The 25,560-nt window shown below is 65.4% G+C and carries 21 protein-coding genes; 7 read left to right on the top strand and 14 right to left on the bottom strand.

Annotated elements, in window-relative coordinates; all coding sequences use genetic code 11:
* Positions 1-348: 348 nt before the first annotated feature.
* Positions 349-846 carry a septal ring lytic transglycosylase RlpA family protein gene (locus QA649_RS02200; protein ID WP_283022763.1) on the top strand — a complete coding sequence of 166 codons (498 nt, stop codon included), beginning with the start codon at positions 349-351 and terminating at the stop codon, positions 844-846.
* A 317-nt stretch (positions 847-1,163) separates the two neighbouring features.
* On the opposite strand, the gene QA649_RS02195 is transcribed toward QA649_RS02200, so the two are convergent.
* Positions 1,164-3,374 (bottom strand): primosomal protein N', encoded by a 2,211-nt coding sequence (locus QA649_RS02195; RefSeq protein ID WP_283022762.1) that lies wholly within the window; start codon positions 3,372-3,374, stop codon positions 1,164-1,166.
* A gap of 123 nt (positions 3,375-3,497) precedes the next feature.
* Here QA649_RS02195 and QA649_RS02190 point away from each other — a divergent pair, with 123 nt between their 5' ends.
* Together QA649_RS02190 and QA649_RS02185 are read left to right on the top strand one after the other, a co-directional pair.
* Complete coding sequence (locus QA649_RS02190; RefSeq protein WP_283022761.1) at positions 3,498-4,463, top strand: tyrosine recombinase XerC; 966 nt, start codon at positions 3,498-3,500, stop codon at positions 4,461-4,463.
* A gap of 82 nt (positions 4,464-4,545) precedes the next feature.
* A complete protein-coding gene (locus QA649_RS02185) occupies positions 4,546-5,136 on the top strand; it encodes a DUF4337 domain-containing protein (RefSeq protein WP_283022760.1) in 591 nt (196 codons plus the stop codon).
* A gap of 142 nt (positions 5,137-5,278) precedes the next feature.
* On the opposite strand, the gene QA649_RS02180 is transcribed toward QA649_RS02185, so the two are convergent.
* The 12 genes from QA649_RS02180 to QA649_RS02125 form a co-directional block, all read right to left on the bottom strand.
* Positions 5,279-5,809 (bottom strand): hypothetical protein, encoded by a 531-nt coding sequence (locus QA649_RS02180; protein ID WP_283022759.1) that lies wholly within the window; start codon positions 5,807-5,809, stop codon positions 5,279-5,281.
* A gap of 34 nt (positions 5,810-5,843) precedes the next feature.
* Positions 5,844-7,244 carry a dihydrolipoyl dehydrogenase gene (lpdA, locus tag QA649_RS02175; RefSeq protein ID WP_283022758.1) on the bottom strand — a complete coding sequence of 467 codons (1,401 nt, stop codon included), beginning with the start codon at positions 7,242-7,244 and terminating at the stop codon, positions 5,844-5,846.
* A 57-nt stretch (positions 7,245-7,301) separates the two neighbouring features.
* A complete protein-coding gene (locus QA649_RS02170) occupies positions 7,302-8,063 on the bottom strand; it encodes an SDR family oxidoreductase (RefSeq protein ID WP_283022757.1) in 762 nt (253 codons plus the stop codon).
* Between the two features lie 52 nt (positions 8,064-8,115).
* A complete protein-coding gene (odhB, locus tag QA649_RS02165) occupies positions 8,116-9,354 on the bottom strand; it encodes a 2-oxoglutarate dehydrogenase complex dihydrolipoyllysine-residue succinyltransferase (RefSeq protein ID WP_283022756.1) in 1,239 nt (412 codons plus the stop codon).
* A gap of 172 nt (positions 9,355-9,526) precedes the next feature.
* On the bottom strand, positions 9,527-12,484 hold the full coding sequence (locus QA649_RS02160; protein ID WP_283022755.1) for a 2-oxoglutarate dehydrogenase E1 component: 2,958 nt from the start codon (positions 12,482-12,484) through the stop codon (positions 9,527-9,529).
* Between the two features lie 137 nt (positions 12,485-12,621).
* Entirely contained in the window at positions 12,622-13,506 is an 885-nt protein-coding gene (sucD, locus tag QA649_RS02155) for a succinate--CoA ligase subunit alpha (protein WP_035702902.1), read from the bottom strand.
* Positions 13,507-13,542: 36 nt separating this feature from the next.
* Complete coding sequence (locus QA649_RS02150) at positions 13,543-14,022, bottom strand: DUF1579 family protein (RefSeq protein WP_283022754.1); 480 nt, start codon at positions 14,020-14,022, stop codon at positions 13,543-13,545.
* 4 nt (positions 14,023-14,026) lie between these two features.
* Entirely contained in the window at positions 14,027-15,223 is a 1,197-nt protein-coding gene (sucC, locus tag QA649_RS02145; RefSeq protein WP_018643900.1) for an ADP-forming succinate--CoA ligase subunit beta, read from the bottom strand.
* Positions 15,224-15,433: 210 nt separating this feature from the next.
* Entirely contained in the window at positions 15,434-16,402 is a 969-nt protein-coding gene (gene mdh, locus QA649_RS02140) for a malate dehydrogenase (protein WP_008145224.1), read from the bottom strand.
* 179 nt (positions 16,403-16,581) lie between these two features.
* Positions 16,582-17,769: a cell division protein ZapE gene (zapE, locus tag QA649_RS02135; protein WP_283022753.1), complete on the bottom strand. Its 1,188-nt coding sequence runs from the start codon at positions 17,767-17,769 to the stop codon at positions 16,582-16,584.
* A gap of 179 nt (positions 17,770-17,948) precedes the next feature.
* Positions 17,949-18,485 carry an RNA 2',3'-cyclic phosphodiesterase gene (thpR, locus tag QA649_RS02130; protein WP_018643902.1) on the bottom strand — a complete coding sequence of 179 codons (537 nt, stop codon included), beginning with the start codon at positions 18,483-18,485 and terminating at the stop codon, positions 17,949-17,951.
* A gap of 172 nt (positions 18,486-18,657) precedes the next feature.
* Positions 18,658-19,293 carry an arylesterase gene (locus QA649_RS02125; RefSeq protein WP_283026235.1) on the bottom strand — a complete coding sequence of 212 codons (636 nt, stop codon included), beginning with the start codon at positions 19,291-19,293 and terminating at the stop codon, positions 18,658-18,660.
* 55 nt (positions 19,294-19,348) lie between these two features.
* Between QA649_RS02125 and QA649_RS02120 the strand changes: the two genes are divergently transcribed.
* From QA649_RS02120 to QA649_RS02105, 4 genes are all read left to right on the top strand, one after another.
* Positions 19,349-20,065, top strand: a complete 717-nt coding sequence (locus tag QA649_RS02120) for an ABC transporter ATP-binding protein (protein ID WP_283022752.1) — start codon at positions 19,349-19,351, stop codon at positions 20,063-20,065.
* Positions 20,062-22,632, top strand: a complete 2,571-nt coding sequence (locus tag QA649_RS02115; protein WP_283022751.1) for an FtsX-like permease family protein — start codon at positions 20,062-20,064, stop codon at positions 22,630-22,632. Before QA649_RS02120 ends, QA649_RS02115 begins: the two co-directional genes overlap by 4 nt.
* 269 nt (positions 22,633-22,901) lie before the next feature.
* On the top strand, positions 22,902-23,693 hold the full coding sequence (locus QA649_RS02110) for a Bax inhibitor-1/YccA family protein (RefSeq protein WP_026312126.1): 792 nt from the start codon (positions 22,902-22,904) through the stop codon (positions 23,691-23,693).
* Between the two features lie 321 nt (positions 23,694-24,014).
* Positions 24,015-24,545: a GNAT family N-acetyltransferase gene (locus QA649_RS02105; RefSeq protein WP_283022750.1), complete on the top strand. Its 531-nt coding sequence runs from the start codon at positions 24,015-24,017 to the stop codon at positions 24,543-24,545.
* A gap of 110 nt (positions 24,546-24,655) precedes the next feature.
* On the opposite strand, the gene QA649_RS02100 is transcribed toward QA649_RS02105, so the two are convergent.
* On the bottom strand, positions 24,656-25,027 hold the full coding sequence (locus QA649_RS02100) for a DUF2794 domain-containing protein (RefSeq protein WP_283022749.1): 372 nt from the start codon (positions 25,025-25,027) through the stop codon (positions 24,656-24,658).
* Positions 25,028-25,560: the final 533 nt, after the last annotated feature.

Raw genomic sequence — 25,560 nt, 5'->3', positions numbered from 1 at the left:
TTTGGTTCCTGCCCCCAGCGCATAGCCGCCATGAACACGGATCGCTGAGGCGTGATTCCCGCCTGCTCCGCTCCACTCGCTGAATACTTTCCCAATTCTAAACGCGGAGGGCGATGACTTCGTTTTACCGTATTCGTAAGTAATCATGAGGTTAATGAATCGTTAAAGCCGAAGATTACGGAACATCGGCTGAATATCGCGCGCCGGTAACAAGATATTTCATGACGACACATAGCGGATTTACTGCCCAATTCACGCCTCATTAGGAATCGAAACGCCAACCCGCTCACAAACTGATGGGGGCTCCACTAGCCACATATGTGGCAATACTAGCTTAGGGACCACTAAATGCTGTCTTTGAAGACGCTGGGCACTGTGACCCGGCCGCGCACGGCGCTCGCTTTCGTCGCCGCAACTCTCATCATCGGTGGAACTGCCACCGAGGCTTCCGCAAAATCCAGGCATCACCGGCATCATCACCGCCACCACGCCCAGGCCGATACCAACGCGACCCCCGATTGGCGCAACGCCAACGCGGCGATGACGCCGTCCTCGGGCACCGGCCACAGCTTCTCCGGCATGGCGTCCTATTACGGCAACGAGTCCGGCAGCCGGACCGCGTCGGGCCAGCGCTTCAACCAGAACGCCTTGACCGCTGCGCACCGCTCGCTGCCGTTCGGCACCAAGCTGCGCGTCACGCACCGCGGCCAGAGCGTCGTCGTCACCATCAATGACCGCGGCCCGTTCATCCGCGGCCGTGTCCTCGACCTCTCCACCGGCGCTGCCCGCGCCATCGGCCTCACCGGCGCCGGCGTCGGCCGCGTGACCGCGGAAGTCGTCTCCTAAGGGCGTTCAAGCGCCTCACGTGACCCGCGCACTTTCCATCAGTTTGATGCGCGCATGAAAACAAGCCCGCGGTCTTGGGGGACCGCGGGCTTTTTTGTGTGCTGTCGTCGTAGCCCGGATGGAGCGCAGCGCAATCCGGGGTCTTCGTGCGCGGATCGACCTGCCCCGGATTACGCTTCGCTCCATCCGGGCTACAGGCTCTTTCTCCACCGTCATTGCGAGCGGAGCGAAGCAATCCAGAATCGTTCGGCGGAGAGACTCTGGATTGCTTCGTCGCAAGGGCTCCTCGCAATGACGAGGAGAGAGTGGGGGCAGCCCTACAAAAAGCTCTGCGGATCGACGTCGACTTCGAGCTTTTGATTGCCCGTCGGCTTCGGGCAGACGGCGAGCCAGTTGCGCAAGTAATCCGAGAGATCGAAACCGCGCGCCGATTTCACCAGGATGCGGAAGCGGTAGCGGCCCTTGATGACCGCGAGCGGCGCCTCGGCCGGGCCGAGCACCACCACGCGCTCGTCGCGCGGCGCGAGCGCGACGAGACGGCGGCCGAGACCTTCCGCGCTCGGCCGGTCGCCGGCGGAGATGATCAGGCTCGCGAGCCGGCCGAACGGCGGATAGAGCGTCTTCTCGCGCAGATCGATCTCGCTGTCGTAGAAAGCCTCGCGATCGCAGGCGATCAACGCCTTCATCACGGGATGATCGGGCTGATGGGTCTGCAGATAGCCGACGCCGCGGCCCTGCTCGCGGCCGGCGCGGCCGATCACCTGGTTGAGCAATTGCCAGGTCCGCTCCGCGGCGCGCGGATCGCCGTTGCTGAGGCCGAGATCGGCATCGATCACGCCGACCAAGTTGAGCCGCGGAAAGTTGTGGCCCTTGGCGACGAGCTGGGTGCCGATGATGATGTCGACGCGGCCCTCCGCGATCTCAGCAAGCTCTGAGCGCATCGTCTCGATCGAGGTGATGAGATCGCTCGACAGCACCATGGTGCGCGCTTCCGGGAACAGCGCGGCCGCCTCCTCCTGCAGGCGCTCCACGCCCGGACCGACCGCGACCAGGGATTCGTCGGCCGAGCAGTTCGGACAGAGATGCGGGCGCGGCATCGAGAAGCCGCAATGGTGACAGACGAGGCGCTGGCGAAAGCGGTGATCGACCAGCCAAGCATCGCAGATGGTGCAGGCGAAGCGATGGCCGCAGCCGCGGCACAGCGTCAGCGGCGCATAGCCGCGGCGATTGAGGAACAACAGCGCCTGCTCGCGCCGCTCGATCGCGGTTCTGATCTCGGAGGCCAAGCGCGGCGAGATATAGCGGCCGCGCGCGGGCGGCTCGCGGCGCAGGTCGATGGCCTCGATATGCGGCATGTGCTGGCCGCCGAAGCGCGAGGGCAGCGCGATGCGCTGATAGCGGCTCTTGCGCGCGTTGACCTCGGATTCGACCGACGGCGTTGCGGACGCCAGCACGACCGGGATCTTGGCGATATGCGCGCGCACCACCGCCATGTCGCGGGCGTGGTAATGCACGCCCTCGTCCTGCTTGTAGGCCTGGTCGTGCTCTTCATCGACGACGATGAGGCCGAGATTGGCGTAAGGCAAAAACAGCGCCGAGCGCGCGCCGACCACGACCGGCGCGCTTCCCTCGGAGATCGCCGCCCAATTGCGCGCGCGGGTGCGCGGCGTCAGCTCGGAATGCCATTCGATCGGCCGCACGCCAAAGCGCCGCGCGAAGCGGTCGAGGAACTGGCCGGTGAGCGCGATCTCCGGCATCAGGATCAGCGACTGCTTGCCGCGGCGGATGGTTTCCGCGACGGCCTCGAAATAGACCTCGGTCTTGCCGGAGCCGGTGACGCCATCGAGCAGCGCGACGTGGAAGCTGCCATTGGCCGCGAGCGCGCGCATCGCATCGACACCGGCCCGCTGCAGCGGCGAGAAATCCGGACGGCCGAACTCCGGATCGGGGCTAGGTGGCGGCGCAGGCGGCGGCATCGGCTCGACCGTGAGCGTGCCTTCGTCGACGAGCCCGTCGATCACGCCGGCCGACACGCCGGCTTCCTTGGCGGCCTCGGACTTGGCATGCAGCAGGCGGTCCGACAGCACCTCGATCACCCGCTGCCGCGCCGGCGTCAGCCGCCGCGGCGGATCGCCGGTCAGGCGCACGCCGGGACGCACCCGCTCGGGGCCAAGATTTTCGCCCATCCGCAGGCACATGCGCAGCACCATGCCGCGCGGGCTCAGCGTGTAATTTGCGACCCAGTCGACGACCTGGCGCAATTCGGGCTTCAGCGGCGGGATGTCGAGCTTCTCGCTGACCTCCTTGAGGCGGTTGTGCAGGCGCGGATCGGGATTGGCATTCTCCCCCCAGACCACGGCCAGCACCTCGCGTGCGCCGAGCGGCACGCCGACGAGGTCGCCCGCCTTAAGCTCCATGCCGCGCGGCACCTTGTAGGAATAGGTCTGGTCGAGCGCGACCGGCACCAGCACGTCGACCATGCCGGTCGCGTTGGCGGGGGCGGTGTTGCTGCGCGACGTGTAATCCATCAACGATCTTTGGAAGGAGAATCGGAACCCGGGGGCCTGAAGGCTAGCGCCATGGCGCAGCCTTAGCGAACAGTAAACTTGTGTGATGCGATATACTGTGCGGAATCATTACGTCCAGAGCGCATGAGCAAAGCGACCGCCCCTCAAATCGAGCTCGCCAGCGCCGATCCCTCGATCGCGCAGGAGATGACGCGCTGGCTGTCGCATCTCGGCGCCGAGCGGCGGCTGTCGCCGAAGACGCTGGAGGCCTATGGCCGCGATCTGCGGCAGTGCCTGGATTTCCTTTGCAGCCATTGGGGCGAGCGGGTCACGCTCGAGCGATTCGCCGCGCTGGAGGCCACCGACGTACGCGCCTTCATGGCGATGCGCCGCGCCGACGACATTGCCGGCCGCAGCCTGATGCGCGCGCTGGCGGGCCTGCGCTCGTTCGGCCGTTTCCTCGAGCGCGAGGGCAAGGGTAAGGTCGGTGCACTCTCCGCGATCCGCGCGCCGAAAGTCGCAAAGAGCCTGCCGAAGCCGTTGCCGATGGCGTCAGCCAAACGCCTCGCAGACGCCGACGAGCGCGCCGGCGAGGAGCGCGAGACCTGGATCCTGGTGCGCGATGCCGCGGTGATGGCGCTCTTGTATGGCTCCGGCCTGCGCATCTCCGAAGCGCTCAGCCTGAAGCGCCGCGAGGTGCCGAAGCCCGGCGAAGGCGACGTGCTGGTCGTGACAGGCAAAGGCAACAAGACGCGCATGGTGCCGGTGCTGCAGAACGTGCTCGAGCTGGTGCAGGAATACGTTTCGATGTGTCCCTATCCGCTGCCGGCGGAAGGGCCGATCTTCGTCGGCGCACGCGGCGGTCCCTTGAGCCCGCGCATCATCCAGCTCGCGATGGAACGGCTGCGCGGCGCGCTCGGCTTGCCCGACAGCGCCACGCCGCACGCGCTCCGTCACTCCTTCGCCACGCATCTGCTGTCGCGCGGCGGGGACTTGCGCGCAATCCAGGAACTGCTCGGCCATTCCTCGCTCTCGACCACGCAGATCTACACCGGCATCGATTCCGAGCGCCTGCTCGAAGTCTATGCCAGCGCGCATCCAAGACGCTGACACACTGACGTCACAAGTTCCTTGCCTCTTGCGCAGGCCGCGCGGTTCGGTCAATCGTGGGCTATCGCAGCAGGAGGGATTTATGAGCGCACATGAAAGCATGGAGCACGCCGAGCACGCCGAGCACGCGTCCGGCTCGAACAAGAAGATCGCCCTCTTGATCGCCGTGCTGGCGCTGTTCCTGGCGATCTCGGAGACGCTCGGCAAGGGCGCGCAGACCGAATCGATCAGCAAGAACGTCGAGGCCGCCAATCTCTGGGCGTTCTTCCAGGCCAAGAGCATCCGCCGCACCGTGGTCGTGACCGCGGCCGAGCAGGGCAAGCTGACGCTGGCCGGCACGACCGACGACGCCCAGAAGGCGCTCGTGCAGAAGCAGGTCGACGACTGGACCAAGACCGCGGCGCGCTACCGCTCCGAGCCCGAGACCGGCGAAGGCACCGAGCAGCTCGCCGAGAAGGCCAAGCATGCCGAGCACGAGCGCGACGAGGCGACCGCGAAGTACCACCATTTCGAGCTGGCATCGGCCGCCTTCCAGATCGGCATCGTGCTGGCGTCCGCCACCATCATCACCGGCATGATCGCGCTGGCCTATGTCGCTGGCGTGCTGACGCTCGCCGGCCTGCTCATGACCGCCCTCGGCCTGTGGTGGCCGCATCTGGTGCATTTGCATTGAGGGGCTGAGACAGGGTTCTCACCGCGTCATTGCGAGGAGCCCTTGCGACGAAGCAATCCAGACTGCCTCCGCGGAAAGATTCTGGATTGCTTCGCTGCGCTCGCAATGACGGAGGATAGAGGCGCGTGCCTCTGGCAGGCAGCTAGCGCGCCTGGTGCACGCTCTTGCGGAAGCGCTGGATCAGGCGGAGCGTGCGGGCGGACCAGCCTTCGCCGTTGCCGGCGATCAGCTCGCGGATGCGGCGCTTGATCGGGTCGACCAGCTGGTGCGCCTTGGCGCGCACCCTCATCACGAGATCATAGATCCGCTCGAACCAGGGCATCTCCAAAAGCTTGTCGCGCGTGACGTCGAACACGAAGGCGGTGACGCCGACGCCGGCGAGCTTTGCGAAAATGATCGTGAAGACCGCGCTGGTCCAGTACTCGTGCGTGAGCAGCCACAGGCCGACCAGCTTGAGCGGAAACAGCGGGATGATGGGGACCGCGAACACGATCAGCGTCATGGCCGGCGACAGCGCGTCGACGCGCTCCGTCAGCCATTGCTTGAACCGTGCGAGCGGGATGGCTGCGACAACCCGCGCGACGATCGGTTCGAGGTGATCCCACAGCCAGGCTTCGATCAGGAAGATGATCGCAAGCAGGACCCAGACCGGTTGCAGAAGGCGGCGCAGCATGTGTTTCCCGCCCGGTTCGTCGCTGAGCGCGAGCCTACATATGGATGGCCCGCTTGCCGACTGCAAGCGCGGCTTCCTTGACGGCCTCCGAGCGGGTCGGATGGGCGTGGCAGGTGCGCGCGAGATCTTCCGCACTGCCACCAAATTCCATGAGAACGCAGGCTTCATGGATCATTTCGCCGGCCTCAATGCCGATAATGTGCACGCCGAGCACGCGATCGGTCTTCGCATCTGCGAGAATCTTCACAAAGCCGTCGGTGGTCTGGTTGACCTTGGAGCGGCCGTTGGCGGTAAAGGGAAACTTCCCGACGGTATAAGCTGTGCCCGCCTGCTTCAGCTCCTCCTCGGTCTTGCCGACGGAGGACACTTCCGGCGTGGTATACACGACGCCCGGGATCACATCGTAATTCACGTGGCCGGCCTGGCCGGCGATGATCTCCGCGACCGCAACGCCTTCATCCTCGGCCTTGTGCGCGAGCATCGGGCCGGCGACGACGTCGCCGATGGCATAGACGCCCTTCAGGCTGGTGGCGAAATGCGGGTCGATCTGGACGCGGCCGCGCGGGTCGAGCGCGACGCCGGCTTCCTTCAGGCCGAGCCCGTCCGTGTAGGGCGTGCGGCCGATGCAGACCAGAACGACATCGGCCTCGATGGTCTCGGCGGCACCGCCGGCAGCCGGCTCGATTTTCGCGAGCAACGCCTTGCTGTTCGCTTCGACACCGGTGACCTTCGAACCCAGCTTGAATGCAAATCCCTGCTTTTCAAGGATGCGCTGGAACTGCTTGGCGATCTCGCCGTCCATGCCGGGCAGAATGCGATCGAGGAATTCGACCACCATGACTTCGGCTCCGAGCCGGCGCCACACAGAGCCAAGTTCGAGCCCGATCACGCCGGCGCCAATGACCAGCAATCGGCCGGGCACCTTCTCCAGCGACAGCGCGCCGGTCGAGGACACGATGCGCTTCTCGTCGATCTCGATGCCCTTGAGGCGCGCGATGTCGGAGCCGGTGGCGATCACGATGTTCTTGGTCTCGACCACCTGCGACTTGCCGTCGGCGGAGACCTCGACCTTGCCGGTGCCGAGGATCTTGCCGGTGCCCTTGAGCACGTCGATCTTGTTCTTCTTCATCAGGAACTCGACGCCCTTGACGTTGCCGTCGATGCCCTGCTGCTTGAAATTCATCATCGACGGCAGATCGAGCTTCGGCGAGGAGACCGACACGCCCATCTTGGCAAAGGAATGCCCGGCTTCCTCGAACATCTCGGACGCATGCAGCAGCGCCTTGGAGGGCATGCAGCCGACATTGAGGCAGGTGCCGCCGAGCGTTGCGTTCTTTTCGACCACGGCGACTTTCATGCCGAGCTGGCTGGCGCGCACAGCGCAGACATAACCGCCCGGTCCGGTGCCGATGACGACGAGATCGTAGGTAGCCATGAGAGGAAGTCCCGTAGGTTTAGCGTGATGAGGATGTGTCAGCGTCCGCGCGGCGCGTCAGCGTCCGCCGGACACATCGAGAATGGCTGAGGTGACGTAGGAGGCCTCGTCCGACATCAGCCAGACGATGGCATTGGCGATTTCGTCGGCAGTGCCGACGCGCTTCATCGGCACCAGATGGGCCAGGCGATGGGCGCGGTCCGGCTCGCCGCCGGCAGCGTGGATTTCGGTGTCGATCAGGCCGGGGCGAATGCCGGCGACACGGATGCCTTCGTTTGCAACCTCGTAGCCGAGGCCGACGGTGAAGGAATCGATCGCGCCCTTGGACGCGGCGTAATCGACATAGGTGTTGGGTGCGCCGAGCCTCGCAGCAACCGATGACAGGTTGACGATGACGCCACCCTTGCCGCCATGCTTGGTCGACATCCGCTTCACGGCTTCGCGCGCGCAGAGGATGGAGCCGGTGACGTTGACCGCCATCACGCGCTGGATGCGCTCGGCCGACATCTCGTCGACGCGCACGCCGCTCTTGCCGACGATGCCGCCATTGTTGACGAGCGCGCCAAGCGTACCGAACTTGTCGGCTTCCTTGAACAGCGCGAGGATGTCGCTTTCCTCGGCGACGTCGCATTTCACCGCGATGGCCTTGCCGTTGCTGGCCTCGATCTGCGCGACCACCTCGTCGGCCGCGGTCTTGTTGCTGGCATAGCCGACCACGACGCGAAAGCCGCGCGCGGCCGCCGCAATGGCGGTCGCCCGCCCGATGCCGCGGCTGCCGCCGGTGATGACAACGACCTTATCCGTCACGCGCGCCTCCATGGTTCGACATGCGCCGTCGCGATTGGCGACGGCGCTCGCAGAGCGTCAGGGATCAGAGGTCCAGCACCAGGCGCGCCGGATCTTCCAGGCTCTCCTTGACGCGAACCAGGAAGGTGACCGCTTCCTTGCCGTCGATCACGCGGTGATCGTAGGACAGCGCCAGATACATCATCGGGCGGACCTCGATCTTGCCGCCGACGACCATCGGCCGCTCCTGGATCTTGTGCATGCCGAGAATGCCGGACTGCGGCGCGTTCAGGATCGGGGTCGACATCAGCGAGCCGTAGATGCCGCCATTGGTGATGGTGAAGGTGCCGCCCTGCATCTCGTCGATCTTGAGCTGGCCGTCACGGGCGCGGCGACCGAAATCGGCGATGCCCTTCTCGATGTCGGAGATCGACTTGTGGTCGCAGTCGCGCACCACGGGCACGACGAGGCCCTTGTCGGTGCCGACGGCGACGCCGATGTGATAGTAGTTCTTGTAGATCAGGTCGCTGCCGTCGATCTCGGCGTTGACCGCCGGGATGTCCTTGAGCGCCTGCACGACGGCCTTGGTGAAGAAGCCCATGAAGCCGAGCTTGGCGCCGTGCTTCTTCTCGAACGCGTCCTTGTAGTGGGCGCGCAGGGCCATGACGTTGGTCATGTCGACCTCGTTGAAGGTCGTCAGCATGGCCGCGGTGTTCTGCACGTCCTTGAGGCGGCGCGCGATGGTCTGGCGCAGGCGGGTCATCTTGACGCGCTCTTCGCGGGCGGCGTCATCGGCCGGCGACGGCGCGCGGACCTGCACGGCGGCGGCGGGCTGGTTGACCGGGGTCGGCGCGGACGCGGCGCGCTCGATCGCAGCGAGCATGTCGCCCTTGGTGACGCGGCCGTCCTTGCCGGAGCCCGGAACGGTCGAAGCGTCGATGCCGGTCTCGGCCGACAGTTTTCGCACGGAAGGCGCGAGCGGGGCGTCGGCCGGCGGAGCCTTCGCGGCAGCCGGAGCCGGCGCGGGAGCAGCCGCAGCAGCAGGAGCAGCAGCCTTGGCCGGCGCAGCGGCGGGCTTGGCAGCGCCGGCACCGTCGGTGATCTGGCCGAGCAGCGCGCCGACCGCAACGGTCGCGCCATCGGCGGCGATGATCTCGCTCAGCGTGCCGGCGGAGGGTGCGGGGACCTCGATGGTGACCTTGTCGGTCTCGAGCTCCACCAAGGGCTCGTCGACGGCGACGGGATCGCCGGCCTTCTTGAACCAGCGGCCGATGGTGGCCTCGGTGACGGATTCGCCGAGCGTCGGCACACGAATTTCAGTCATGGTCTCTTCCTTAAGGGATCGCCAGTAGCGGTCATGAATTCAGGTGTCATCGGCCTGCGAAAAGCAGGCCATCCAGCAAGCCGGGACGCTCGCATTCACGTCACGGCGACTGGATGCCCCGCCCCGGTGCGCTGGTTGCGCACAAGGCGGGACATGACGCAGTTCAAAAAGTTCAGCTCAGTGCTTCGTCCAGGAACGCCTTCAGCTGAGCCTGATGCTTGGACATCAGACCCGTGGCGGTCGCGGCGGAAGCGGCGCGGCCGACATAACGCGGACGCCGGCTCACGCCGTTCACCTGGTTCAGCACCCATTCCAGATAGGGCTCGATGAAGTGCCAGGCACCCATGTTGCGGGGCTCTTCCTGGCACCACACCATCTCGGCCTTCTTGAAGCGCGACAGCTCGGCCACCAGCGCCTTCAGCGGCACCGGATAGAGCTGCTCGACGCGCATCAGGTAGATGTCGTCGATGCCGCGCTTCTCGCGCTCCTCGTAGAGGTCGTAATAGACCTTGCCGGAGCACAGCACGATGCGGCGGATCTTCTCGTCCGGAACGAGCTTGATGGCCTCGTTCGGCAGCATCTGGGCGTCATCATAGAGGATGCGGTGGAAGGTCGTTCCCTTCGCCAGCTCCTCGAGACGCGACACCGCCCGCTTGTGACGCAGCAGCGACTTCGGCGTCATCATGATCAGGGGCTTGCGGATCTCGCGGTGCAGCTGCCGGCGCAGCGCGTGGAAGTAGTTCGCCGGCGTGGTCGGGTAGACCACCTGCATGTTGTCTTCCGCGCACATCTGCAGGTAACGCTCGAGGCGCGCCGAGGAGTGCTCCGGACCCTGGCCCTCATAGCCATGCGGCAAGAGGCAGACGAGGCCGGACATGCGCAGCCATTTGCGCTCGCCCGAGGAGATGAACTGGTCGAACACGACCTGCGCACCGTTGGCGAAGTCGCCGAACTGCGCTTCCCACAGGGTCAGCGTGTTCGGCTCGGCGAGCGAATAGCCGTATTCGAAGCCGAGCACGGCTTCTTCCGACAGCAGCGAGTTGATCACCTCGTAATGGCCCTGCTCGTGGCCGAGATGGTTGAACGGCGTGTAGCGGCTCTCGTCTTCCTGGTCGATCAGGACCGAATGGCGCTGCGAGAAGGTGCCGCGCTCCGAATCCTGTCCGGACAGGCGAACGTGATGGTTTTCGTTGAGCAGCGAACAGAACGCCAGCGCCTCGCCGGTCGCCCAGTCGATGCCGGCGCCGGTGTCGATCGCCTTGGAGCGGTTATCGAGGAAGCGCTGGATGGTGCGGTGGACGCGGAAGCCGTCCGGCACCTTGGTGATCTTGCGGCCGATATCCTTCAGCGTGGCAATGTCGACGCCGGTGACGCCGCGCCGTGCATCCTCTTCCTGGTCGGCGATCTTGAAGCCGGACCACTTGCCGTCGAGCCAGTCGGCCTTGTTCGGCTTGTAGGAGGTGCCGGCCTCGAACTCGGCATCGAGCCGCGAGCGCCAGTCGGCCTTCATCTTGTCGACCTCGCCCTCCGTGACCACGCCTTCGGCAATCAGGCGCTTGGAGTAGAGAGTGAGGGTCGAGGGATGGGCCGCGATCCGCTTGTACATGACCGGCTGGGTGAATGCCGGCTCGTCGCCCTCGTTGTGGCCGTAGCGGCGATAGCACCACATGTCGATGACGACGGGCTTGTGGAACTTCTGGCGGAATTCGGTCGCGACCTTGGCCGCGAACACGACGGCTTCCGGATCGTCGCCGTTCACGTGGAAGATCGGCGCGTCGATCATCTTCGCCACATCCGACGGATAGGGCGAGGAGCGCGAGTAACGCGGATAGGTGGTGAAGCCGATCTGGTTGTTGACGATGAAGTGCACGGAGCCGCCGGTGCGGTAGCCCTTGAGGTCGGAGAGACCGAAGCACTCCGCGACCACGCCCTGGCCGGCGAACGCGGCGTCGCCGTGCATCAGCAGCGGCATCACCGAGATGCGCATGTCAGGCGGATCGCCGTGCTGGTCCTGCTTGGCGCGGACCTTGCCGAGCACCACGGGATCGACGATCTCGAGATGCGAGGGGTTGGCGGTCAGCGACAGATGGATGCGGTTGCCGTCGAACTCGCGGTCCGAGGAGGCGCCGAGGTGGTACTTGACGTCGCCCGAGCCTTCGACCGCGTCGGGATTGGCCGAGCCGCCCTTGAACTCGTGGAACAGCGCGCGATGGGCCTTGCCCAACACCTGGGTCAGCACGTTGAGGCGGCCGCGATGCGGCATGCCGAGCACGATCTCCTTCACGCCGAGATTGCCGCCGCGCTTGATGATCTGCTCGAGCGCGGGGATCAGCGCTTCACCGCCATCGAGGCCGAAGCGCTTGGTGCCGGTGAACTTGGTGTCGCAGAACTTTTCGAAACCCTCGGCTTCGACCAGCTTCGTCAGGATGGCGCGACGACCTTCAGGCGTGAACGAGATCTCCTTGTCGGGTCCCTCGATGCGCTCCTGGATCCAGGCCTTCTGCGCGGCATTGCTGATATGCATGAACTCGACGCCGAGCGTCTGGCAGTAGGTGCGCTCGCAGATCGCGGTGATCTCACGCAGCGTGCCGTATTCGAGGCCGAGCACGTGGTCGAGGAAGATCTTGCGGTCGAAATCGGCTTCGCTGAAGCCGTAGGTACGCGGGTCGAGCTCTTCGCGGTTGCGCTGGGCTTCGATGCCGAGCGGATCGAGCTTGGCGTGGAAGTGGCCGCGCATGCGGTAGGAGCGGATCAGCATCAAGGCGCGGACCGAGTCGCGCGTGGCCTGAAGCACGTCGGTGGAGGAGATGTCGGCGCCCTTGGTCTGCGCCTTGGCGGCGATCTTGGCGCCGACCGCCCTCTCGACTTCGGCCCAGTTGCCGTCGAGCGCGGAGGTCAGATCATCCTTGGGCGTCAGCGGCCAGTTGTCCCGCTCCCAGGACGGGCCTTCCGCGTTCTTCCGGACGTCGGCGGGCTGGTCATTGAGGCTCTTGAAGAACTCCTGCCACTCGGCGTCGACCGAGGACGGGTCCTTCTCGTAGCGGGCGTAGATTTCGTCGATGTAGGTGGCGTTGGTGCCCTGCAAAAAGGATGACAGGGCAAAGGCTGCGTTCGCGTCCTGGCGAGACATACTTGAGTTCCTGGCGATTTCGGTTCGCGCATAACAAACGGCGCTGGCGCCGAGCTCCCCCGACAGGGCTCGACGCGACAGGCACCCTTTACCCTATTTGCTGCGAAACTTCGCCCGGAAAAGCACGAAGAAGTGAATTAGCCCTTCAATTTTTCGGCAAGCGTATGACCGAGGCGGGCGGGCGACGGGGACACTGTAATCCCTGCCGATTTCATCGCCTCGGTCTTGGAACCGGCGTCGCCCTTGCCGCCCGAGATGATCGCGCCGGCATGGCCCATGCGGCGGCCGGGAGGGGCGGTGACGCCGGCGATGAAGCCGACCATCGGCTTCTTGCGGCCGCGCTTGGCCTCGTCCTTGAGGAACTGGGCGGCGTCCTCCTCGGCGGAACCGCCGATCTCGCCGATCATGATGATCGATTCGGTCTTGGGGTCGGCCAGGAGCATTTCGAGGACGTCGATGAATTCGGTGCCCTTGACCGGGTCGCCGCCGATGCCGACCGCGGTGGTCTGGCCGAGGCCTTCCTGGGAGGTCTGGAACACGGCTTCATAGGTCAGCGTGCCCGAGCGGGAGACGATGCCGACCGAGCCGGTCTTGAAGATGTTGGCGGGCATGATGCCGATCTTGCACTCGCCGGCGGTCATGACGCCCGGGCAGTTCGGCCCGATCAGGCGCGACTTGGAGCCGGCCAGCGAACGCTTCACGCGGACCATGTCGATGACGGGAATGCCCTCGGTGATGCAGACGATCAGCGGGATCTCGGCGTCGATGGCTTCGCAGATCGCGTCCGCCGCGCCCGGCGGCGGCACGTAGATCACCGAGGCATCGGCGCCGGTCTTCTCACGCGCATCGCGCACGGTGTCGAATACCGGCAGGCCCAGATGCGTCGAGCCGCCTTTGCCCGGCGAGGTGCCGCCGACCATCTTGGTGCCGTAGGCGATCGCGGCCTCGGAGTGGAAGGTGCCGTTCTTGCCGGTGAAGCCCTGGCAGATGACCTTGGTGTTCTTGTCGATCAGGATGGACATGAGGTCTGCTTTCGCGAAACTAACAGAGTGAAGGGGTCAGTGGATGCGGCGGTAGACGCCGGTGAGGACGTCAGCCCAGCCTTCCGCGTCCGGCGAGAACTGGATCTTCAACGAGTAGGAATCCTCATTGAGGATCTCGTAGACGTGGCGCGCATTGCCGCGGAGCGAGCCGCGCACCAGCGTCAGGGTCTGGCCGACCCAACCGCCGGAGGCGGGCGAGGGCGGCGTGTAACCGAGCGAGTCGTACCAGAACAATTTGTAGGTCCGGTCGTCGCGGTCGAAGGTGAAGAGGCCGTGGGTGGCAAAGCTCTGCTTGCCGTCGCGGATCTGGACCGCGTCCTGGATCAGATAAAATCCATTGAGGTCCATGCGCGCGACGACGTGCGACGTTGCCGGCCCGCCCGCCGTCCAGCGCGACGGGAAGACCATCTCCTCACCATCCCATTCGCCGGCGAACGCGGCGAGGCGCGCGTGCTCGGGGAGCGGAGATGATGCGGCGAGATGGTCCTGGGTCATGGCCTTAGCCTCCCTTGACGGCCTTCACGATCTTCTGCGCGGCGTCGTCGAGATTGTCGGCCGGCACCACGTTCAGTCCGGACTCACGGATGATCTTCTTGCCGAGCTCGACATTGGTGCCTTCGAGGCGAACCACCAGCGGCACGCTGAGGCCGACCTCACGAACCGCAGCGGTGACGCCCTCGGCGATCACGTCGCATTTCATGATGCCGCCGAAGATGTTGACCAAAATGCCCTTCACGTTGGGATCGGCGGTGATGATCTTGAACGCGGCCGCAACCTTCTCCTTGCTGGCGCTGCCGCCGACGTCGAGGAAGTTCGCCGGCGCCATGCCGTAGAGCTTGATGATGTCCATCGTCGCCATGGCAAGACCGGCGCCGTTGACCATGCAGCCGATGTTGCCGTCGAGGGTGACGTAGTTGAGGTCGTACTTGGACGCCTCGATTTCCTTGGCGTCTTCCTCGGTCTCGTCGCGCAGCGCGAGCACCTCGGGATGACGGAACAGCGCGTTGTCGTCGAACGACACCTTGGCGTCGAGCACGCGGAGCTGGCCCTGCTTGGTCACGACCAGCGGGTTGATCTCCAGCATCGACATGTCCTTGGCGACGAAAGCGGCGTAGAGCTGCGCGGTGAGCTTTTCCGCCTGCTTGGCGAGATCACCGGAGAGCTTCAGCGCGTTCGCAACCGTGCGGCCGTGATGGCCCATGATGCCGGTCGCGGGATCGACCGAGAAGGTCACGATCTTCTCGGGCGTGTTGTGCGCGACGTCCTCGATGTTGACGCCGCCTTCGGTCGAAACGACGAAGGAGACGCGCGAGGTCTCGCGGTCGACCAGGAGCGAGAGATAGAACTCCTTGTCGATGTCCGAGCCGTCCTCGATGTAGAGGCGGTTGACCTGCTTGCCGGCGGGGCCGGTCTGGATCGTCACGAGCGTGGCGCCGAGCATCTGCTTGGCGAATTCGGAAACCTCCGCGGCCGACTTGGCGATGCGCACGCCGCCCTTGTCGCCGGCCGAGGCTTCCTTGAACTTGCCCTTGCCGCGGCCGCCGGCATGGATCTGGCTCTTCACCACATAGACCGGACCGGGCAGCGCCTTGGCGGCGGCTTCCGCGTCTGCGGCTTTAAGGACCGGGACGCCCTTGGAGATCGGCACGCCGAACTCACCCAGCAGCGCTTTGGCCTGATATTCATGGATATTCATATGGTCGCTCCCTGAACCCGCGGGCGGTGACCTCTTGGGCCCACCTCAGTCTTGTGGCTGGCATACCATATACCACAGGAACTGCAACCCGGATTCTTTGACTACGAGATCTCTGGACTATCGAGCCGGAACCCGTCCCGGCAACGGGGTCCCGGAAGTGAAACCGCCGAAGACCGGTTTTCGATCTTCGGCGGGGGTCTTGTTGGCGCCTTAGCGGCCGAGAAGATCGGGGGCGATCTTCTTGCAGGCGTCGACCAGGCCCTGCACGGCACCGACCGACTTGTCGAAGGCTTCGCGGTCCTTGCCGGCGAGCTCGATCTCGACGACGCGCTCGACACCCTTGGAGCCGATCACGACGGGCACGCCGACATACATGTCCTTCACGCCGTATTCGCCGTTGAGGTAGGCGGCCGAGGGCAGCACGCGCTTCTTGTCACGCAGATAGCTCTCGGCCATCGCGATCGCGGACGCGGCCGGGGCGTAGAAGGCCGAGCCGGTCTTGAGCAAATTGACGATCTCGGCGCCGCCGTTGCGGGTGCGGTCGACGATCTCGTCGAGGCGCGCCTGCGAGGTCCAGCCCATCTTCACGAGGTCGGGCAGCGGGATGCCGGCGACTGTGGAGTACTTCACCAGCGGCACCATGGTGTCGCCATGGCCGCCGAGCACGAAGGCGGTGACGTCTTCAACGGAGACGTTGAATTCGTCGGCCAGGAAGTAGCGGAAGCGCGCGGAGTCGAGCACGCCGGCCATGCCGACGACCTTCTTGTGCGGCAGGCCCGAAGCCTTCTGCAGCGCCCAGACCATCGCGTCGAGCGGGTTGGTGATGCAGATGACGAAGGCGTCGGGGGCGTACTTCTTGATGCCGGCACCGACCTGCTCCATGACCTTGAGGTTGATGGAGAGGAGGTCGTCGCGGCTCATGCCGGGCTTGCGCGGCACGCCGGCGGTGACGATGCAGACCTTGGCGTTGTCGAGCGCCTCGTAGGAGTTGGCGCCGGTGTAGTGGGCGTCGAAACCGTCGACCGGCGAGGACTGCGCGATGTCGAGCGCCTTGCCCTGCGGCACGCCCTCGGCGATGTCGAACATCACGACGTCGCCCAGTTCTTTCAGGCCGATGAGGTGAGCCAGCGTTCCGCCGATCTGACCGGAGCCAATCAAAGCAATCTTGTCGCGCGCCATGTGAACCTGTCCTTTAGACATCCGAAGGAGGGAAAACTGATGGGTGGTTATCCCTTTCGCTTCGCCCGTTCAAGTCGGTGGATGCCCATTTGTCGGGCTTGGCGATGCGCGGGGCAGGCAGCCCCGTCATTCCGGGGCGCGACGAGAGTCGCGAGCCCCGGAATGACACCGGATAGGACTTAAGTCTCCACCAGGCCCTTGGTGGAGCCGCTCGCGGTGGAATCCTTGCGGCCGTGAGGCAGTGCCAGATAGGATTCCGAGCTCATCTCGATCAGGCGTGATGCGGTCCGCTTGAACTCCATGGCCTCGTTGCCTTCGGTGGCGAGGTAGAGCGAGATCGGGTTGGCGTCGGCCGAGGCCATCAGCTTCACGGCATTGTCATAGAGCGTATCGATCAGCGTGATGAAGCGCTTGGCAGCGTTGCGCTGGGAGAAGTCCATCACTGGAATATGGTCGACCAGGATGGTGTGATAGTCGTGCGCCAGCCTGAGGTAGTCGGATGCACCGAGCGGCTTCTCGCAGAGATCGGCGAAGGAGAACCGCGCCACGCCGTGCGCCGAGCACGGCACGTGCAGGATGCGGCCCTTGATCGAGATGTCGCGCGGCCTGCATTTGGCGCCGCCCGACATTTTCGACCAGGCGCGGTCGAGCGCGGCATCCGCATCGCCATCGGCCGGCGTCAGCCACATCGGCACGCCCTGCAGCTTCTCCAGCCGGAAGTCGGTGCGCGCGTCGAGCCGCGCGACGTCCATGTGGTCGGTGATCTGCTTGATGAAGGGCAGGAACAGGGAGCGGTTGAGGCCGCCCTTGTAGAGATCGTCGGGCGCAACGTTGGAGGTCGCGACCACCACGGTGCCGAGCTCGAACAGCTTTGCGAACAGGCGTCCCAGGATCATCGCGTCCGCGATGTCGGTGACGTGGAATTCGTCGAAGCAGAGCAGCCAGCTCTCCTCGAAGATCGCCGTCGCCGTCAGCGCGATGACGTCGCCGTCGGCGATCTCGCCGCGCGCGATGCCCTGGCGATAGTCGTAGATGCGCTCATGCACATCCGCCATGAATTCGTGGAAATGCGCGCGGCGCTTGTGCTCGACGCTAGAGTGCTGAAAGAACAGATCCATCAGCATGGTCTTGCCGCGGCCGACCTCGCCATGGATGTAGAGCCCGCGCGGCGCGTCGTCCTTGTCGCTGCTGCTGAACAGGCGGCTGAGCAGCCCTTGCTTGCGCGCGGGCTTGTAACTTGCGAGCCGCTGGTCGAGCGCCGCATAGGCCTCGGCGACCTCGGCCTGCGCGGCATCCGGCTCGATCGCGCCGGACGCGATCTCGGCCTGGTATGCCTCGCGGAATGAGGAATTTTGGGTGGAGAGCATGGCCCCTTACGGCCAGAGATGGGCGGAAATTGCAAGCCGTGAAATGAGGTCAGAGCTATGCGCTTTCGTGTCCCGGACGCGCTGCAGCGCGTAACGCTGCTGCGCAGAGCCGGGACCCACTATTTCGTTCATCGCGGAACGCTGCGCCCCGGCTCTACGGCCGGGGCACGAGAGCGGAGCTACTCACACAGCTCGTAGGCGTCCTCGACGACATAGGGGCCGCCGCCCGTCGATGCGCGCGAGGAGAACAGCACGAAGCGTTCGGCCATGAACGCCTTGCTTGGAAAATAGCCGCGCAGCGACAGATAGTCGGCGACGTCGCGGTCGGAAGCGTCGTGCAAGCGCGCCAGCGTCACATGCGGGATGAACTTGCGTCCCTCGGGGTCGAGACCGATCCGCTGCATCATGCGCTCGAGCTCGGCCTGCAATTCCATCAGCGGCTTGCTCGGTGCAATCGTCGCAACGACCGCCCTCGGTTTGCGGCCGCCAAAACTGGTCAGCCCCTGCACCTTCACCTCGAACGGCTTGCGGTCGACGCGAAACAGCATCGAGGCGATCTCGTTGGCGTAGAGGCCGTCGATGTCGCCGATGAAGCGCAGGGTGACGTGATAATTTTCGGGATCGATCCACCGGGCGCCGGGAAGGCCGCCCCTGAGATTGGAAAGCGACTGGCCGATCTCGGCCGGAATTTCCAGACCAGTGAACAAACGCGGCATCGTTTCGCACTCCCGATGCTTGGGTACAGCCCTGAAGCAGAACCATATCCAAATTAGAGCCGGCGACGAATCACCGGTACCCTGATTCCTATCGCAGTTGTGTGACTCTGCGAAGCATCGCGCGGCCCACCCCGTGAAAACCCTGGGAATTAGGGTTAGCGTTGCCTGCTTTTCAACGCCGTTGCTCGGTTATCGTGCCAATGAATGCCTCCACCGTGGGCATGATGTTGCCGACGATGATGTCGACGCCGGCCGCGGTCGGATGGATGCCGTCGGCCTGGTTGAGCTTGGCGTCGGCCGCAACGCCCTCGAGGAAGAACGGATAGAGCGGCACGCCGAATTGCTTGGCCAGATCCGGATAGATCGAATTGAAGCGCGCCGCGTAGTCGGCGCCGTAATTCGGCGGCGCCAGCATGCCGCACAGCATCACTGGAATCTTCCGCGCCTTGAGCCGCTGCACGATGTCGGTCAGCGCCGTGCGCGTCAGGGCGGGATCGATGCCGCGCAGCGCGTCGTTGGCGCCGAGCTCGACGATGACGCCGTCGGTTCCGTCAGGCACAGACCAGTCGAGCCGGTCGCGGCCGCCGGAGGTGGTGTCGCCGGACACGCCGGCATTGGTCATGTCGACCGCTATGCCTTTGGCCTGCAAGGCTTTTTGGAGTTTTTGGGGGAACGCCTCCTGGGCCGGGAGGCCAAGGCCCGCGCTCAAGGAATCGCCGAGAACGACAAGCTTGACCGGCTTTGTCGCGTCCGCCCAAGCCGGGTTCGCAATTGTCATCAAGACGAGCATCAACACGGCTATGTGCATGAACAATCCGTAACGCCTCTCGACCGCGCTATCGGAGTTGCCATATGACCGGACCATGGACACCTATTCCTCTTCGCTCGCCACGACCGCGATGGACACCATCGCCATCTCCAACGTCAATCTCTCATTGGGCACGGGCGCGGCACGCGTTCACATCCTCAAGGATATCAGCCTGCGCGTCGCCTCGGGCGAGACGATCGGCCTGATCGGCCCGTCAGGCTCGGGCAAATCCACGCTGCTGATGGTGATGGCTGGGCTGGAGCGTCCTGATAGCGGAGAGGTGGTGGTCAATGGCACGCCTTTCAATGCCCTCGACGAGGACGCGCTAGCCCGCTTCCGCGGCCGCCAGGTCGGCATCGTCTTCCAGTCCTTCCATCTGATCCCGACCATGACGGCGCTGGAGAACGTCGCCGTGCCGCTCGAGCTTGCCGGCAATCCCGACGCCGCCAAGCGCGCGGCAGAGGAGCTGCGATCGGTCGGCCTCGGCGATCGCCTGCATCATTATCCGACGCAGCTCTCCGGCGGCGAGCAGCAGCGCGTTGCGCTTGCGCGCGCGCTGGCGCCCGATCCCGCCATCCTCGTCGCCGACGAGCCGACCGGCAATCTCGATGAGGCCACCGGAAAGCAGATCGTCGACCTGCTCTTCACCAAGCATGCCGAGCGCGGCATGACCTTGGTGCTGGTGACGCACGATTCCTCGCTGGCGCATCGCTGCGATCGCGTCATCCGTCTGCGCTCCGGGCGCATCGATACGCAGTCTGCGCCCGCATGAGCGCTGCTGCCGAACCGTTCGCGAAGCCGAACGCCGTCGCACTGTCGCTGCGCTACGCGCTGCGCGAATTGCGCGGCGGCCTGCGCGGCTTCTACGTCTTCATCGCCTGCATCGCGCTCGGCGTGATGGCGATCGCCGGCGTCGGCTCGGTCTCGGCGAGCCTGTCCGACGGGCTCGCCCGCGAAGGCCGCACGCTGCTCGGCGGCGACGTGTCGTTCGTGCTGTTCCAGCGCGAGGCCAAGCCCGACGAGGTCGCCTTCCTGCGCTCGCGCGGCACCGTCTCGACCGCCGCAACGCTGCGCGGCATGGCGCGCTCGGCCGATGGCAAGCTCGCACTGGTCGAGATGAAGGCCGTCGACGACACCTACCCGATGCTGGGACAGCTGACGCTGGCGCCACCACTGCCGATGGCCGACCTGCTCGCGATGCGCGACGGCGCGTTCGGCGCCGCCGCCGATCCGACGCTGCTGGCGCGGCTCTCGCTGAAGACCGGCGATCGCGTCACCATTGGATCTGCGACCTTCCAGATCCGCTCGACCGTCGAGGCCGAGCCGGACAAGCTCGCCGGCGGCATCGGCTTCGGCCCGCGCTTCCTGATCAGCGAGGAGGCCTTGCGCGCCACCGGGCTGATCCAGCCCGGCAGCCTGGTGCGCTGGGTGTACCGGGTGAAGCTGCCCGACAGCGCCAACAACGAGCGCGCCACCGAAGCCTTCATCGCGGACGCGCGTAATGCGGCGCCGCAGGCCGGCTGGGAGATCCGCAGCCGTTCCAACGCCTCGCCGCAGCTGGAGCGCAACATCAGCCGCTTCACCCAGTTCCTGACGCTGGTCGGCCTCGCCGCGCTGCTGGTCGGCGGCGTCGGCGTCGCCAACGCCGTCAAGAGCCATATCGACCGCAAGCTCGAGGTGATCGCGGCCTTCAAGGCCGTCGGCGCCACGGGCCGCGATGTGTTCGGGATTTATCTGGCGCAGGTTCTCCTGCTCGCCGCGATCGGCTCGGTGATTGGCCTCGCGCTCGGCGCCGCCATGCCCTTCGCCATCGTCGGGCTGTTCGGAAAACTGCTGCCGCTGCCGGTGGTGCCGGCCGTGCATGCCGACGAGCTCGCACTGTCCTTCGTCTATGGCCTGCTGACCGCGCTCGCCTTCGGCCTGTGGCCGCTCGGGCGCGTGCACGACGTGCCGGTGGCGGCGCTGTTCCGCGACACCATCAGCTCCGAATGGCACCGGCCGCGCCTCGGCTATCTCGTGTTCATGGGCGTCGTGATCGCCCTCCTCGTCGCGGTCGTGATCGGGCTCTCCTTCGACAAGCGCATCGCCGCGGTGTTCGTGGCCTCCTCCGTCGTCGTGTTCGCCCTGCTGCGCGGCATCGCCGCCCTGCTGATGACAGTCGCGCGGCGGTTGCCGCGGTCGCGGCTGCCGATGCTGCGGCTTGCGATCGCCAACATCCACCGGCCGGGCGCGTTGACGCCCTCGGTCGTGCTGTCGCTGGGCCTTGGGCTCGCCGTGCTCGTCACCATCACCCAGATTGACGGCAATCTGCGCCGGCAGTTCCTCGCGGCGCTGCCCGACCGCGCTCCGTCGTTCTTCTTCATCGACATCCCGAGCACGCAGGCCGAGCAATTCGACGTCTATCTGCGCCAGATCGCCCCTAGCGCGAAGGTCGAGGACGTGCCGATGCTGCGCGGGCGCATCGTCGCCGCGCGCGGCGTGCGCGCCGAGGAGCTCAAGCCCACCACCGATTCCGAATGGGTGCTGCAGAGCGACCGCGGCCTGACCTACACGGCCGAGATGCCGAAGGGGTCCAAGGTGGTCGAGGGCGAGTGGTGGAGCGCGGACTATGCCGGCCCGCCGCTGGTCTCGATGGAGAAGAAGATCGCCGACGGGCTCGGCCTCAAGCTCGGCGACGAGGTGGTGGTCAACGTGCTCGGCCGCGACATCCCGGCGAAGATCAGCAATCTGCGCAACATCGACTGGCAGGGGATGGGCATCAATTTCGTGCTGGTGTTCTCGCCCAACGCGTTCAAGGGCGCGCCCCACACCCATATCGCGACGCTGACGGAGACGGGCGGCGATGCCGCCGGCGACGGCAAGATCATCAAGCAGGTGGCCGACGCCTACCCCATGGTGACGAGCGTGCGCGTGCGCGAGGTGATGGAGACGGTCGGCTCGGTCGTGACCAATCTGGCGCTGGCGATCCGCGGCGCCAGCGCGGTGACCCTGATCTCGGCGATCCTGGTGCTGGGCGGGGCGCTCGCCGCCGGCCACCGTCACCGGGTCTATGATGCGGTAATCCTTAAGACCCTGGGCGCGACGCGGCTGCGGCTGCTCGGCGCCTATGCGCTCGAATACCTCCTGATCGGGCTCGCCACCGCCGTGTTCGGCGTGATCGCCGGCAGCATCGCGGCCTGGATGATCGTGACGCGGCTGATGACGCTCAGCTTCGTCTGGCAGGCCGGCAGCGCGGCCGGCGTGGTGGTGGCCGCCCTGATCGTCACGGTCGGGCTCGGGCTCGCCGGCACGCTGCTGGCGTTGAACAAAAAGCCCGCCACGGTGTTGCGGAATTTGTGACAAATGGTAGCGGGCAGCCGTGCGGTAGCGAAATCGCACGATTCCTGCGATTAACCACGCCCGCCCGTCTGGATTGCAGCCAAGGGCGACATTCAGCCGCGCGTGGACGGTTGCAGCGAATGTGTTAGTTTCCCACATATCGAATGGGTTCGGAGCCCCGATTGTTAGCCAAAATTTAGTCGGCAGGCAGCGGTATCCGAGATAGAGTTTGACGAACCGGCGGCATGGCGACCCTCGTGCCGGACCGGCCAACCAACGGGAATTCGACCATGTCGGACCTAGACCGTAACTACGCTTCTCCTTTCGGCAGGGCCGCCGGGCGTGTCGACGCCGCGACGGTCGATGCCGGCCTGCGCGCTTATATGCTGCGCATCTACAATTACATGAGCATTGGCCTCGCCATCACGGGCCTTGCCGCGCTCGGCGTCTACATGGCCGCCGTGACCGACGTCCCGACGGCGGACGCCGTCCGCGTCGGCAAGCTGTTCCTGACGCCGTTCGGCTACGCGATGTTCGTCAGCCCCCTGAAGTGGCTGTTCATGCTCGCGCCGCTCGCGATGGTGTTCGTGATCTCGGCGGGCATCAACCGCCTCGCCCCCTCGACCGCCCAGATCCTGTTCTGGGTGTTCTCGGCGCTGATGGGCATCTCGCTGTCGTCGATCTTCCTGGTGTTCACCCACACCTCGATCGTGCGGGTGTTCTTCATCACCGCGGCGACCTTCGGTGCGCTCAGCCTCTACGGCTACACCACCAAGCGTGACCTGACCGGCATGGGCTCGTTCCTGTTCATGGGCCTGATCGGCATCATCATCGCGAGCCTTGTGAACCTGTTCCTGGCGAGCTCGATGCTGCAGTTCATCGTGTCGGTGGTCGGCGTGCTGGTGTTCGCGGGCCTCACCGCCTGGGATACGCAGCGGCTGAAGAACGACTACATCTACGGCTACGCCTCGGCCGGCGGTGACATCGCAGAGCGTGCGGCCATCACCGGCGCGCTGTCGCTGTACCTGAACTTCATCAACCTGTTCACGCTGCTCCTGCAGCTCCTCGGCCAGCGCGACTGAGCTCCGAGACGAGAGAACGGACACGAACCCTGGCCGAGGGGCCGGGGTTTTTGTTTGGGGCGGGAGCGTCCCGTAGCCCGGATGGAGCGCAGCGCAATCCGGGAACGTCGGGTCCGCGGATAGACCTGCCCCGGATTTCGCTTCGCTCCATCCGGGCTACAAGGGCGGCCTCTCCTCGTCATTGCGAGGAGCCCTTGCGACGAAGCAATCCAGAGTCCTTCCGCGGATGCATTTCTGGATTGCTTCGCTGCGCTCGCAATGACGGGTGTGGAAGCGGAACAGCCTCTTCCAGCAGTCTCCGGAAGGCTCTAATCTTCCCCCATGTCCGCACCTGAAATCAGGCCCACCATCGAGGCCGACCTTCCCGCCATCACCGCCATCTACCAGCAGGCCGTCCGCGAGGGCACGGCGACGTTCGAGCTGGATCCGCCCGACCTCGCCGAGATGACGCGCCGCTATCGCGCGCTGGTCGACGGCGGCTATCCCTATTTCGTCGCGATCCTCGACGGGCGCGTGGCCGGATACGCCTATGCCGGCGCCTACCGGCCGCGGCCGGCCTACCGCTTCACCGTGGAGAACTCGATCTATCTCGATCCCTCCTTCCACCGCCGCGGCGTCGGCTCAAAGCTGCTGGAGCGGCTGATCACCGAATGCGAGGCGCGCGGCTTCCGCCAGATGATCGCGGTGATCGGCGATTCCGCCAACGCCGGCTCGATCGGCGTGCATACCAGGGGCGGCTTCAAGATGATCGGCACGCATCCCAATGTCGGGCTGAAATTCGGCCGCTGGCTTGATACGGTGATGATGCAGCGCGACCTCGGCGAGGGCGCGAAGACGGTGCCAACAAAGTAGGTCTCGTAGGGTGGGCAAAGCGATAGCGTGCCCACCATCTGCGGCGATCGAGGAAGGGCGTGGGCACGGCGCTGCGCGCCTTTGCCCACCCTACGGCGCCGTTCGTGCCGCTACACCACCGCCAGCTTGCGGTCGATCACCAGCAACACGCGGTCGAGCTCGTGGCCGCGGCGCAGGATCAGGCCCGTCGCCGAGATCACGCTGTACATGCCCTGCTTGCGTGCGAGGCGCGGGTCCTTCTCGATGCGATAGATCGGCACTTCCGAGGCGCGGCGATAGACCGAGAACACCGCGCGATCCCTGAGGAAGTCGATGGCGTAGTCGCGCCACTCGCCCTCGGCAACCATGCGGCCATAGAGATTGAGAATACGATGCAGCTCGAGCCGGTCGAAGGTGACCCGGTTCGACTGCGCGTTCGCAGCGGCGGGGCGCGCCGCCGCGCGCTGCCCGCTCGGATCGGCATCCTCCGGCGTCAGGCTCATGGGAAGCGCCTCCTCGTCGCACAACATGACCGCGTCCGCGAAAACCGTCCCCGGAGCCGCGGATCATGACAGTTGCATGATCGCGCCAACCGCTGTCCTCCGCAAGGGCTCTCGATGGAACTCGGGACAAAGCCCCAAAGAGTCTCCAAAGGGTCTTATGGCTCAACCGGTGGAATCGGGTACGAACCGGGCCACACGCAGGGGTGGAACTCTGTCGCGACGAACCGTCACGGGATCGTGCTCAAGAATCTTAGTCTCGCCGCTTTTCCGCCCAGCGCCTGCCGCCCTGCATTGCGAAAAGACTGATGTGCGTTGACCCGGTCCTTTCGGTTCCGGATTCCTCAGCCCCCAGCCCCCCGGGGTCGAACAGGATCGGGTCTGTACGCGCGACAAGGAGGGCCAACGCGAGTTGGTCCTTTTTTGTTTGTGCCCGGATGTTTCCGGCGCGACGCCGCTCCCTTCCACCGCTGCGCAAACTCTCTCCCATCATCCTGAGGGCCGCGCTCTTCGCGCGGCGTCTCGAAGGATCGAGG

The sequence above is a fragment of the Bradyrhizobium sp. CB1717 genome (assembly GCF_029714325.1).
GTDB lineage: Bacteria > Pseudomonadota > Alphaproteobacteria > Rhizobiales > Xanthobacteraceae > Bradyrhizobium.
The sequence above is the reverse complement of the archived record's forward strand: the minus strand, read 5'-3'. Positions and strand labels throughout refer to the sequence as shown.